Annotated in this window: 13 protein-coding genes; 7 read left to right on the plus strand and 6 right to left on the minus strand. The window is 35.5% G+C overall.

Annotated features, from left to right (window positions below; genetic code table 11):
• The first annotated feature begins 97 nt into the window (after window positions 1-97).
• From JNUCC74_RS03285 to JNUCC74_RS03315, 7 genes are all read left to right on the plus strand, one after another.
• Entirely contained in the window at window positions 98-1051 is a 954-nt protein-coding gene (locus JNUCC74_RS03285; protein WP_454066886.1) for an ABC transporter permease, read from the plus strand.
• Window positions 1041-1991 (plus strand): iron chelate uptake ABC transporter family permease subunit, encoded by a 951-nt coding sequence (locus tag JNUCC74_RS03290; RefSeq protein ID WP_077319424.1) that lies wholly within the window; start codon window positions 1041-1043, stop codon window positions 1989-1991. Before JNUCC74_RS03285 ends, JNUCC74_RS03290 begins: the two co-directional genes overlap by 11 nt.
• The gene (locus JNUCC74_RS03295; protein ID WP_077319425.1) at window positions 1985-2740 is read left to right on the plus strand and encodes an iron ABC transporter ATP-binding protein; all 756 of its coding nucleotides are present in this window, start codon (window positions 1985-1987) and stop codon (window positions 2738-2740) included. Before JNUCC74_RS03290 ends, JNUCC74_RS03295 begins: the two co-directional genes overlap by 7 nt.
• Before the next feature lie 281 nt (window positions 2741-3021).
• Window positions 3022-3981, plus strand: a complete 960-nt coding sequence (locus tag JNUCC74_RS03300) for a siderophore ABC transporter substrate-binding protein (RefSeq protein ID WP_454066887.1) — start codon at window positions 3022-3024, stop codon at window positions 3979-3981.
• A gap of 143 nt (window positions 3982-4124) precedes the next feature.
• Window positions 4125-4682 carry a helix-turn-helix domain-containing protein gene (locus JNUCC74_RS03305; RefSeq protein WP_454065613.1) on the plus strand — a complete coding sequence of 186 codons (558 nt, stop codon included), beginning with the start codon at window positions 4125-4127 and terminating at the stop codon, window positions 4680-4682.
• Entirely contained in the window at window positions 4646-5512 is an 867-nt protein-coding gene (locus JNUCC74_RS03310) for an IS3 family transposase (protein WP_454065614.1), read from the plus strand. Before JNUCC74_RS03305 ends, JNUCC74_RS03310 begins: the two co-directional genes overlap by 37 nt.
• 523 nt (window positions 5513-6035) lie before the next feature.
• Window positions 6036-6770 carry a SurA N-terminal domain-containing protein gene (locus JNUCC74_RS03315; RefSeq protein ID WP_454066888.1) on the plus strand — a complete coding sequence of 245 codons (735 nt, stop codon included), beginning with the start codon at window positions 6036-6038 and terminating at the stop codon, window positions 6768-6770.
• Between the two features lie 177 nt (window positions 6771-6947).
• Here JNUCC74_RS03315 and hisC read toward each other — a convergent pair whose 3' ends face one another.
• From hisC to hisB, 6 genes are all read right to left on the minus strand, one after another.
• The gene (gene hisC / locus JNUCC74_RS03320) at window positions 6948-8006 is read right to left on the minus strand and encodes a histidinol-phosphate transaminase (protein WP_454066889.1); all 1059 of its coding nucleotides are present in this window, start codon (window positions 8004-8006) and stop codon (window positions 6948-6950) included.
• Window positions 7987-8631, minus strand: a complete 645-nt coding sequence (gene hisIE / locus JNUCC74_RS03325) for a bifunctional phosphoribosyl-AMP cyclohydrolase/phosphoribosyl-ATP diphosphatase HisIE (RefSeq protein WP_077319429.1) — start codon at window positions 8629-8631, stop codon at window positions 7987-7989. The genes hisC and hisIE overlap by 20 nt, the downstream gene beginning before the upstream one ends.
• The gene (gene hisF, locus JNUCC74_RS03330; RefSeq protein ID WP_454066890.1) at window positions 8624-9394 is read right to left on the minus strand and encodes an imidazole glycerol phosphate synthase subunit HisF; all 771 of its coding nucleotides are present in this window, start codon (window positions 9392-9394) and stop codon (window positions 8624-8626) included. The genes hisIE and hisF overlap by 8 nt, the downstream gene beginning before the upstream one ends.
• On the minus strand, window positions 9384-10106 hold the full coding sequence (hisA, locus tag JNUCC74_RS03335) for a 1-(5-phosphoribosyl)-5-[(5-phosphoribosylamino)methylideneamino]imidazole-4-carboxamide isomerase (RefSeq protein ID WP_077319431.1): 723 nt from the start codon (window positions 10104-10106) through the stop codon (window positions 9384-9386). Before hisA ends, hisF begins: the two co-directional genes overlap by 11 nt.
• A complete protein-coding gene (hisH, locus tag JNUCC74_RS03340) occupies window positions 10103-10708 on the minus strand; it encodes an imidazole glycerol phosphate synthase subunit HisH (RefSeq protein WP_454066891.1) in 606 nt (201 codons plus the stop codon). The genes hisA and hisH overlap by 4 nt, the downstream gene beginning before the upstream one ends.
• A gap of 400 nt (window positions 10709-11108) precedes the next feature.
• Entirely contained in the window at window positions 11109-11693 is a 585-nt protein-coding gene (hisB, locus tag JNUCC74_RS03345; protein WP_454066892.1) for an imidazoleglycerol-phosphate dehydratase HisB, read from the minus strand.

An 11693-nucleotide genomic window follows, 5' to 3' on the forward strand; every position in this document is an offset into this window, starting at 1 on the left:
GATGTAACTAATTGATAATGAATATCATTATTAATTATAATGTTTAAAAGGTAATAACTATTATAATTTAGGGGAAGTTGAAAGTGAAGGTCAGTCTATGAAAATACGCTATTTAGTTTTCACAGTTATTATACTTTCCTTTATATCTATATTTGTAGGTGTATCAAACGTATCTCCTTTAGATCTATTTAAGTTAACAGAGGAGCAAGCGCAGATACTGATGGTTTCAAGAGTTCCAAGACTTATCAGTATTTTAATTGCAGGTATGAGCATGAGTATTTGCGGATTGATTATGCAACAACTAAGTAGAAATAAATTTGTTTCACCTACAACTGCTGGAACACTGGATTCAGCAAGGTTAGGCATTTTAGTTTCTATGGTACTATTCACTTCGGCAAGTCCGTTTCAAAAAATGCTTGTTTCTTTTGCATTTGCATTGTTAGGTACATTTGCATTTATGAAGATATTGGAAAAGATAAAATTTAAAGACGCGATATTCATTCCATTGATTGGACTGATGTTTGGGAATATTGTTAGCTCGATGTCCACTTTTATTGCGTACCGCTATGATTTGGTCCAAAATATTTCATCATGGATGCAAGGTGATTTTTCTATGATTATGAGTGGAAATTATGAGCTAATGTATGTAAGTATCCCAATTCTGTTACTTGCATTTTTTTATGCAAATAAATTTACCATCGCTGGAATGGGAGAGGACTTTTCCAAAAATCTTGGATTAAATTATCGGCAGGTTGTGAATTTAGGATTAGTTATTGTAGCACTTGTGACGGCATCTGTAGTCTTGGCAGTAGGTGTTATTCCCTTTTTAGGCTTAATCATTCCAAACATTGTTTCCATTTACCGTGGCGATCACTTGAAGAAAAGCCTATTACATACAGCATTGTTAGGAGCGGTTTTTGTTCTTGCATGTGACATTATCGGCAGAGTAATTATATATCCATATGAAATACCGATTAGTTTAACAGTTGGGGTCATAGGTAGTGGATTATTTATATATCTACTGTTTAGGAGAAAAAGATATGGGATATAAAAAGAAAACGCTTATTCTAGCCGTTATCGCAATTATATTAACAATGCTATATATCTTTTATGACCTGACAGGGAATATTGGCTATGTTTTACCGAGGCGAATAATTAAAGTTATTGCTATCTTGCTAACAGGTGGAGCAATTGCGTTTGCTACAACCATCTTTATGACGATTACAAATAATCGTATTTTAACTCCAAGTGTAATGGGACTAGACTCACTCTATTTACTCCTTCAAACAGTTATTATCTTTATTAGTGGAGCTAATTCATTAGTTATGATGAATAGCCAAATTAATTACCTAGTATCTATTGGAGGAATGGTCGTATTCTCGTTGCTACTATATCAAGTATTATTTAAAAATGAGCAGAATAGTATTTATTTCCTCTTGCTTGTAGGAATGATATTAGGGACATTTTTTAGCAGTATAACTTCATTTATGCAGGTGCTTATTGATCCTAATGAATTTATGATTGCCCAAGATCGCATGTTTGCAAGTATTAATAATGTGAATACAGATCTTGTATATATATCCATTATTCTTTTTGTTCTTCTCCTTATCTATATGATAAGATACTACAAATATTTGGATGTACTTGGTCTAGGGAAGGATATGGCAATCAATTTAGGGGTACCTTATAACAGAGTCGTGAAACACTTGTTAATCATAGTTGCTGTCTTTATTTCGATGGCAACAGCATTAGTAGGTCCAATGACATTTCTAGGATTACTAGTTGTAAATCTGGCGTATGAATTTCTTAAAACGTTTCGTCATTCCTATATTTTAATTGGCTCGATGCTGATTAGTATTATTGCTATTATCGGCGGGCAGTTTATCGTTGAGAAAGTATTTACCTTCGAAACCACAATTAGTGTCATCATTAACTTTATCGGTGGTATTTACTTCATCTATCTTTTGTTAAAGGAGAATAAATCATGGTAGATATTAAAAATGTATTTAAGTCATTTAACCAGAAGAAAGTGATTGATGATGTGTCTTTGTCAATTGAAAAGGGTAAAATAACTTCATTCATTGGTCCGAATGGTGCTGGAAAGAGTACGTTAATCTCCATGGTTAGTCGCCTGATTGCAAAAGACGATGGGGATATAACGATTGATGGAAAAGATATTATGCATACAAAAAACAATGAACTTGCTAAAAAGATTTCGATTTTAAAGCAATCCAATTCCATCAATCTTAAATTAACGGTACGTGAACTGGTTTCCTTTGGTCGGTTCCCTTATTCGCAAGGTAAGCTAAACACGTATGATTGGGAAAAGGTAGATCAGGCAATCGACTACATGGAACTGCGCGAAATGCAACATAAATATTTAGATGAACTTAGTGGTGGACAACGTCAGCGAGCCCATATTGCAATGGTTATTGCTCAAGATACAGAATATATTTTGCTTGATGAACCGTTAAATAACTTAGACATGCGTCATTCTGTTCAGATCATGAAAACATTACGTAATTTAGTGGATGAATTGGGAAAAACAGTATTAATTGTTATCCATGATATCAACTTTGCTTCTTGTTATTCTGATAATATTGTTGCTTTAAAAGATGGAAAAGTGATTAAACAAGGCAGGGCTTGTGACGTTATTGATGAATGTGTGTTAAAAGATATTTATGATATGGATATCGATATTAAACATATTGATGACAAACGTATATGTGTTTATTTCTAATAACTAGCGAGGGCAGCTAGCTATTTATTCCAAATTTTTAAATCAAACAGGGGTTTTTTATCCAATAGAAACCCCCCATCATGGTGTTGACCCCTAAGCCAATACATGATGAAGGGATGACTTACAGTTTAATTGTAACTGATGAAATTATAAAGGTAAATAAAAATGATTTAACTATATACTTAAGTGTTTTATAAATATTTTAATATAGTATGGGATAAATAGACGCTTGCATCGCTGGTTATTATAAAAATATAAACTTTAAAGAGGAGAATAGCATTATGAAGAAGATAGCATTATTATTATTTACAGCTTTGCTTGTCATGACGTTAGCTGCTTGTGGCTCAAATAATGAAAAAAAGGATACTAGCAGTAGTGATAGTAAAGAGGACAAAGTTCCTGAAACCGTTGAAATTAAACAGGATTTAGGCGACACTGAAGTTCCAAAGAACCCAGAAAAAGTAGTTGTATTTGACTTTGGAGTGCTGGATTCACTAGATAAATTAGGTGTCGAAGTTGCTGGTGTTGCAAAAGCAGGTAATATTCCTTCTTATTTAGAGAAATATGAAGGGGATGAATATGAAAATATTGGTAGCTTGAAAGAACCTGATTTTGATAAAATATCGGAAATCAAACCAGATGTTATCTTTATCTCTGGTCGACAGTCTCAAGTTTACGATCAATTAGCTGAAATAGCGCCAACGGTTTACTTAGGAGTTGATCCGGCCAACTATATGGAATCTTTTAAAGATAATATGAAAACGTTAGGAGAAATTTTTGATAAACAATCTGAAGTAGAGAAAGAACTGAAAAATATTGATTCATCAGTTGCAGCAGTTCAAGATAAAGCAAAAGAATTAGATAAAAAAGCGCTTATTATTTTAGCAAATGATGATAAGATTAGTGCATATGGAACTAACTCTCGTTTTGGGCTTATTCATGATGTATTCGGTGTGCCGGCAGTAGATGAAAATATTGAAGCATCTACTCATGGGATGAACGTTTCATTTGAATATGTAAGAGAACAAAATCCTGATTTGCTGTATGTGATTGATCGAAGCGCAGCTATTGGTGAAGAGTCGGCTGCAAAACAAATTGTTGAAAATGAATTAGTTAAAGCTACAAATGCATATAAAAACGATAATATTACGTACCTTGACCCTGAATTCTGGTACTTGTCCGGAGGCGGACTTGTTTCTGTACAGGAAATGATTAAAGAAATTGAAGCAAGCTTTAAATAAGAAACAATTAAAAAGAGGCTGGGATAAAACGAAAACAGCTGATTAAAAAACGAACAAAAAATCGCCCCACAAACAAACCGAACAATTATAAGGTACCGACCCCCGAAAGTTAGAGTAGAAATCTAATTTTCGGGGGTGTTTTTATGGCTAAATATAGTGAAGAATTTAAAATAAATCTTGTCACCGAGTATTTATATGGCAACCTAGGATATAAATTATTGGCAAAAAAATATAATATGGGTAGCGCAACACCAATATTTGAATGGGTGAAAGTCTATAAGTCTCAGGGAATGGATGGGTTAAAAAGAAAAAAAGCTAGGAAGTTTTATCCTGTTCGATTTAAATTAAATACGATACAATTTGTGTTAAAGACAGGTGCTACTTTTTTAGAAACTGCTGTTCAATTTAAATTGAACAACCCTTCCTTAATTAGACGCTGGATGAAAGAATTTAAGGAACAAGGAGTAGAAGGCCTGAAACCAAAGGGGGAGTCTTCTATGTCTAAGAAACCCAATAAACGGAAGAAAAAGGAAGAAAAAAAGTTAACACGTGAAGAAATATTAGAACGAGAGAATGAACTATTAAGGCTAGAAAATGCGTACCTAAAAAAGCTACGAGCTTTTCGGGAGAATCCAAATGCCTTCCACGAAAAGCACAGGCAAAGGTGGCATTTGGACTTAAAGAAGAAGGATTCCGATTAAAAGATATTCTCCTTATTGTGGGCATACCTGAAGCAACCTATCACTATCATGTGAAAAATTTTGGCAGAGAAGATTCAGACAAAGTACTAAAAAAAATCATTATCGATTTATTTAAAAAGTTCCATGAACGTTATGGCTATAAACGTATTACTAGAGAACTAAATAAATTAGGATACGTTATCAACCATAAAAAAGTATATCGCATTATGTGCGAATTGGGATTGAAATGTGTGAAATTTATGCGAAAATCCCGTAAATACAATTCCTATAAGGGAAACGTTGGAAAAGTGGCGAAAAACCGATTGTCTCGCCGTTTTAACACGCCAATTCCTCTTCAAAAATTAGTAACCGATATTACAGAATTCAAATGTCTAAGTGAAGAGAAGTTATATTTAAATCCGATTCTTGACCTTTATAACGGAGAAATTATTGCGTATAAAATCAAGGAACGTCCAACGTTAGATCTTGTCATAGAACCTTTAAAAGAAACGATAGAGATAATAAAGAATCATGCAACCTATCGCACCACCATCCATTCTGACCAAGGCTTTCATTACCAACACAACCAATGGGTGAGAACATTAAAAGAGAATAAAGTATTCCAAAGCATGTCTAGAAAAGCAACCTGTGCGGATAATGCTTCCATGGAGAATTTTTTTGGCATTTTAAAACAAGAAATGTATTATGGAGAAAAATTAGTAAGCTATGAAGAATTAAAAAGTCGGATTGAAGAATATATCTATTGGTATAATCATGAACGAATAAAAGAAAAATTGGCCGGGCTGAGCCCAGTCGAGTATCGAACGCAATCCAGCCAATCAACTGTATAATAAAACTCTAACTTTTGGGGGTAATCACATAAATGAATTGTTCGGTTTTTGCCATTTCTTATTTGCTTATGTCCCAGCCCCTCTTTGTGCATTATTAAAAACATATAAAATGGTAACATAGAGGTAGTTATGAATAAGTGGAACAAGCTTGGTACGAGCCATATATAGCTGATTGAACAAAGATATAGTTCGTAATACACTTGTAAAAAATAATCTAAATAAGCGTACATATTAGAACGGAATTTTTAGAATTTGCCCCGTAAAAAGGAGGGAAATTTGAATCATCTAGAACAGGTAGTGTAAAATAAGAGATAGGCGAAATAGGTTGGTTTCAGTAAATCTTTGTCGATTGTGGCATAAATTAGGAAAATATTTATTTTTTGTAGTAAAAATGTAAATAAAGTGCTTAACCTTTGTCATAATAGCCATTTTAAATAAATCAGGAGCTTGTTACTACTTGAAAGGTTTGTATAAAATATGTTTGAATGGAAGGACATTCAAATAAAAAGGGATGGTATAAAACATGAAAAAATGGATCGTACTCATAATGACATTGTTGTTAGCAACTGTTGTAGTGGCATGCGGAGATGACAACAATGCTGAAGGGAATAAAGACTCTAATCAAGAGGAGCAGCAGGAGCAAGGAAATACAGGTAAAGAAGGAGAAAAACCGAAAAAGGTAGAGATAACAGATAAGGAGAAAGTATCTGAGGATGAAGTGGTCGCCTCCGTAAATGGGGAAGAAATTAAAGGAGATCGCTACAATCCTACTTATTCTCAGTTAAAAATTACGATGGGACAGTATAACCAAGATGTCAGTGATCTGAATAAACTAAAGAAACAAACGATAGAGATGCTTATAACTCAGCACTTAATTAATACCGATGCGGCTAAGAAAGGCATAGAAGTGACCGAGAAAGAAGTACAAAAAGAGTTCGATAAAATAAAAAAAGAAAACGAAGATCGTTTAAAGACAGCATTAGAGCAGTTTCAAATGGATGAAGAACAGTTTAAGGCGATGTTAAAAGATAACATCATTACAACAGAATATACCGATAAAGAATTTGACGTTAAAGTGAGCGACAAGGAAGTAAAAGAGTACTATAATAAAATTAAAGAACAAAGTGAAGAAGTAGCAAAGCTAGATGACTTAGAGGAACAAATTAAAACAAGATTAGAACAAGAAAAGGCTTCAGAGCAGCTGCAAAAACGTATCGACGACCTTAAGAAAGATGCAGAGATTAAAACACTATTGTAATAAAAAGGGAACTCATTTTTTTTGCGAGATGAGTTCCTCTTTTTATTATCTTTGAAAATTTATGTGGTGGTTTTTTATTAAAGCGACTTTGTCGTCTAGCTGAAGCGCTCGCACTACAGCAAACTTCAATACTGCGTTAGCGTATAAAAGGAAAAGCCCATCTCGCTTTATACAAAATCAACCAATGATTTCATCAACTTGCTGGAAAAACTTCTTCATCATATTATCTGTACCAATCGAAATCCTTACATACTGGTCAATAGTCGGCTTTTTAAAGTAGCGAATTAATATATTCTTTGCTTTTAATTGCTGATAAAGCATTTCAGCATCATAATCAGGGGAATGAGCAAAGATAAAGTTGGTTGCACTTGGCAAAACAAAAAAACCTCGCTTTTCCATTTCAGTAACTACCCAGTTTCTCGTTTGGATGATTTTAGCAGTAGTTTCCGCAAAATAGCTTGTATCTTCCATTGCAGCTTTGGCACCAACAATCGCTAAACGGTCAACCGTGTATGAATTAAAGGAATCTTTAATACGTATTAGTGCCTCCATGAGATGTTTATGACCAATCGCATAACCTACACGTAATCCAGCCAGTGAACGAGATTTAGATAATGTTTTTACTATTAGTAAATTGTCATACCTATTGATAAGAGACACCGCTGTACCTGGTGCAAAGTCAACATATGCCTCATCAATAATTACGACATGATCAGGATTATTTTTTATGATCGCTTCGATACATTCTAAACTAGTATAAATGCTTGTCGGTGCATTTGGGTTAGGCAAAATAACACCACCAACCGATCGGAAAAAATCATGTTCATTAATGGTAAAATCGCTTTTCAGCGGAATTTCTTCAAACGGGATTTGAAATAAATTGGCATACACTGGGTAGAAACTATACGTAATTGCAGGGAACCGAATCGCTTTATCTGGTGAAAAAAATGCCATAAATGCAAATGCTAATACTTCATCAGAACCATTACCAACGAAAACATTCTCTTTTTGGACATTTTCCTGTCTAGCAATTACTTGCCTTAAAGAATCCAAGGTAGACGATGGGTAACGATGTAATGAATTTTCCATCTCTTGCTGAATTGCTTCTTTCACTCTAGGTGAAGGGGGATACGGATTTTCATTCGTATTGAGTTTAATAATCGCTGGATCATTTATTTGTTCGCCGGGGATATACGGTGTACATCGTTTTGTGCGTTCACTCCAATACTTCATCATTTTCTTCACCCTTTTCTTTCATGATATGTCTCTTTTGTAGCTCATTATGAATATCGCTAATTGATACATTTAACAGTTCCATAAGAACTAATGTATGATAGGTTAAATCAGCTATTTCCCATGTTACTTCAGCTTTATCATTATTTTTGGCACCAATAATAACCTCACTTGTTTCTTCACCAACCTTTTTTAAAATTTTATCCATGCCTTCGTTAAATAAATATGTTGTATATGCGCCTTCTACAGGGTTCTTCCTGCGGTGCTTAATTTTTTTAATTAATTGGGGAAGCATCGTAAACGTAGCTTCATCATTTTGATAGATGGGGTTGTGAAAGCAAGTTTTTTTACCTTTATGGCATGCTGGACCGAGCGGTTTCACTTGAAGAAGTAAGGCGTCATGGTCGCAATCCATAGATACTTGCTGAACCATTTGTCTGTTCCCGGAAGTAGCCCCTTTATTCCAAAGTTCCTGTCTCTTTCTACTGAAAAACCACGCTTCCTTTGTGTCCAGTGTTTTTGCCAAAGCTTCTTGGTTCATATAAGCAAGTGTTAATACTTCTCCTGTATCTGCATCTTGAACAATTGCTGGGATTAGCCCATCTTGATTAAATGAAATGTTATCCATTGATATCTCTCCTCACATGAATCCCATGCTCAACTAAGTAGTTTTTTAACTCAGAAATTGGAATTTCTTCATAATGAAAAACCGATGCGGCTAGTGCTGCGTCAGCGTAACCTGCTTGTAAAACAGCTGCAAAATGCTGCATCTTCCCAGCGCCACCGCTAGCTATTATTGGTATATTTACATTATGAGCAATTGTTTTGACTAGATCCAAGTCATAGCCGTTTTTCTCACCATCGGTATGAATGGCGTTAAGGACCAGTTCTCCTGCCCCTAGTGATTCTCCTTGCAATGCCCAGTCAATGACATCAAGATTAGCTTGTTTTCTTCCACCGTTAATGTAAACATCCCATTGTTTTTTGCTTGTTTGTTTAGCATCAATGGATAAAACAATACATTGGGAGCCGAATTTTAATGCAGCATCTTTAATTAAATTGGGATTTTTTACAGCAGCACTATTAACGGAAACTTTATCAGCACCAGCGCGTAATACACGATGAATATCGTCAACTGTTCTAATCCCACCGCCCACTGTAAAGGGGATAGTAATTTCTTTTGCGACATTTTCGACAACATCGAGAAAGATATCACGCCCCTCATTAGAGGCCGTTATATCATAAAAGACAAGCTCATCAGCACCTGCCTCGTTATACTTTTTAGCTAGTTCTACAGGATGTGCAATGTCTTGAATATCTTTAAATCTTTTTCCTTTTACAACCCTACCTTTATCGACATCTAAACAAGGGATAATTCGTTTAGCCAGCATGTGTCACAGCCTCCAAGCATGCTTTTAATGTAAGAGAGCCATCATATAATGCTTTTCCGATAATTGCTCCATATACATTCATCTTTTTTAACGTAACTATATCGTCAATCGTAGTTACTCCACCAGAAGCGATGATATTGATTGAAGTAGCCAGTTGTATATGTGTAAGCTCTTTTATATTTGGACCTTTTAGCATGCCATCCTTTAAAATATCAGTATAAATGATGGTTTCTAAGCCTTTTTGTTCCATTTTTTTAACTAATTGGAAAGCAGTGATCGTACTCGTTTCTGTCCATCCATCTGTAGCGACTAACCCATTTCGCGCATCGATAGATACAGCTGTTTGGCTTGGATAATTCGCGATTGCAACGTGTAAGAAATCCGGATCTTTGATTGCTGCTGTTCCAAGAATGACTCTATCGATACCTGCATTTAAATAAGTTTCCATTGTTGTTAAACTGCGTATTCCACCGCCAACTTGAACAGGAATATTGGTTTTTTTGGCAATGTCTTTAATGATCGCTGCATTTTGGGATACACCTGATTTAGCCGCATCTAAATCAACAATATGCAAATAGTGAGCGCCTTGGTTTTCCCATTCTTTAGCCACTTTTACTGGTGAATCGCTATAAACGTTGACCTTATTATAATTTCCTTGGGTAAGTCGGACACATTTTCCGTCTTTAATATCAATTGCCGGAAAAATAATCATAACATCATCTCCTTGACGTTTTCTAACAGTTTTAAACCGATATCTCCGCTTTTTTCTGGATGAAATTGCATACCGATTATGTTCCCACGCTGAACAATAGCAGGTATCGTTCCAGCATAATCACAAGTTGCGATTAACGTCTTTTTCGCATATTCCTTAACTGCATAAGAGTGGACAAAATAGACGAAGGAATGATCAGGAATTTGGTTTACTAAAGGGCTGCTTTGATGTTTAGAGAGTGTATTCCATCCCATATGTGGCACTTTTACATTACCGGTGATTTTGCTAACGCGTCCCTTTAATAATCCAAGACCCTCAGATTCTCCATCTTCTTCGCTTATTTCATAGAACAGCTGCATCCCTAAACAAATCCCAAGTACTGGCTTTCCATTATCTGCTTCTCGTTTAATAATCTCAGTTAGGCCTTGATTGTTTAACGCCTGCATGGCATCTTGAAAGGCACCGACACCTGGTAAAATAATTGCATCACTCGTTGCAATGACCGTTTCATCTATCGTAATTTGTGCAGACAGTCCTACTTTCTCTAATGCAAATTGGAGGCTTTTTATATTACCGGCTCCATAATCGATAATTGCAATCATATGGTTTCTTCCCTTCATCTGTTCAGAATAGTGAAACATTATTTTGTCTGTTATATGGTAACTATTTGCTATCGCCAAACATTGTTATTGATCAGTATAATTAATAGGTTGCAAGTAAATTGCTACTCGTTTTGTTGTATAGGAAAAGATAGCCGTTTGTTCATGGCGAATAATTTGTTTAAACGTAGCTTCATCGTCTAGCTTAAGCGATCGAGCGACTAGCAAACTTCGATCCGGGGAGCTTAAATTGCAGCCAAATGGGGTTCTAAATCCCCGATTCGTTCAACTAACATTCAAGGAGAAAAAGCACTCCTTGAATGAAGTTTCACTTTACCCCTTCGGAAGCTCTGGCGTTTGTACGTCACTAAGCGAGTGCATTTGTTTTTTCTGTAATGAAAGGCTAGAGGCTCCCTTTGGTTGAAGGGATGCCTTTAATTCGTTCACTTTTTTGTGTCGCAATGTCCAAAGCACGACCGAAACCTTTAAAAATTGATTCAATCATATGATGCGTGTTTTTGCCATACACATTGTGAATGTGCAATGTCACCTTTGCATTGCTGGCAAACGCTTGGAAAAACTCCTCCACCAACTCAGTGTCAAAATTCCCCACTTTTTCCTTTAAGTCCTTTGCTTGATAAACTAAATAGGCGCGTCCACTAATATCAAGAGAAACCGTGGAAAGTGCTTCATCCATTGGCGTTGTTATACTTGCAAAGCGGGTGATGCCGACTTTATTTCCCAAAGCTTGGCGAAAAGCTTCACCTAATGCGATTCCGACGTCTTCAACCGAATGATGCTGGTCTACTTCTAAATCTCCATTACAAACGACTTGTAAATCGAATAGTCCGTGCTTTGTTAAAAGAGTAAGCATATGATCAAAAAAACCTATCCCTGTTTGGATTGAACTTTCACCTGTTCCATCAATCGAGAGCTTCAACGATATATCCGTTTCTGTAGTCGTTCGATTTATTTTATAACTTCGCAT

This window comes from Cerasibacillus sp. JNUCC 74, assembly GCF_053667775.1.

What these genes read in the sequence shown, in the direction of transcription:
- JNUCC74_RS03285 (WP_454066886.1), top strand. Translation starts at nt 98, where the DNA reads ATGAAAATACGCTATTTAGTTTTCACAGTTATTATACTTTCCTTTATA.
- JNUCC74_RS03290 (WP_077319424.1), top strand. Translation starts at nt 1,041, where the DNA reads ATGGGATATAAAAAGAAAACGCTTATTCTAGCCGTTATCGCAATTATA.
- JNUCC74_RS03295 (WP_077319425.1), top strand. Translation starts at nt 1,985, where the DNA reads ATGGTAGATATTAAAAATGTATTTAAGTCATTTAACCAGAAGAAAGTG.
- JNUCC74_RS03300 (WP_454066887.1), top strand. Translation starts at nt 3,022, where the DNA reads ATGAAGAAGATAGCATTATTATTATTTACAGCTTTGCTTGTCATGACG.
- JNUCC74_RS03305 (WP_454065613.1), top strand. Translation starts at nt 4,125, where the DNA reads ATGGCTAAATATAGTGAAGAATTTAAAATAAATCTTGTCACCGAGTAT.
- JNUCC74_RS03315 (WP_454066888.1), top strand. Translation starts at nt 6,036, where the DNA reads ATGAAAAAATGGATCGTACTCATAATGACATTGTTGTTAGCAACTGTT.
- hisC (WP_454066889.1), bottom strand. Translation starts at nt 8,006, where the DNA reads ATGATGAAGTATTGGAGTGAACGCACAAAACGATGTACACCGTATATC.
- hisIE (WP_077319429.1), bottom strand. Translation starts at nt 8,631, where the DNA reads ATGGATAACATTTCATTTAATCAAGATGGGCTAATCCCAGCAATTGTT.
- hisF (WP_454066890.1), bottom strand. Translation starts at nt 9,394, where the DNA reads ATGCTGGCTAAACGAATTATCCCTTGTTTAGATGTCGATAAAGGTAGG.
- hisA (WP_077319431.1), bottom strand. Translation starts at nt 10,106, where the DNA reads ATGATTATTTTTCCGGCAATTGATATTAAAGACGGAAAATGTGTCCGA.
- hisH (WP_454066891.1), bottom strand. Translation starts at nt 10,708, where the DNA reads ATGATTGCAATTATCGATTATGGAGCCGGTAATATAAAAAGCCTCCAA.
- hisB (WP_454066892.1), bottom strand. Translation starts at nt 11,693, where the DNA reads ATGCGAAGTTATAAAATAAATCGAACGACTACAGAAACGGATATATCG.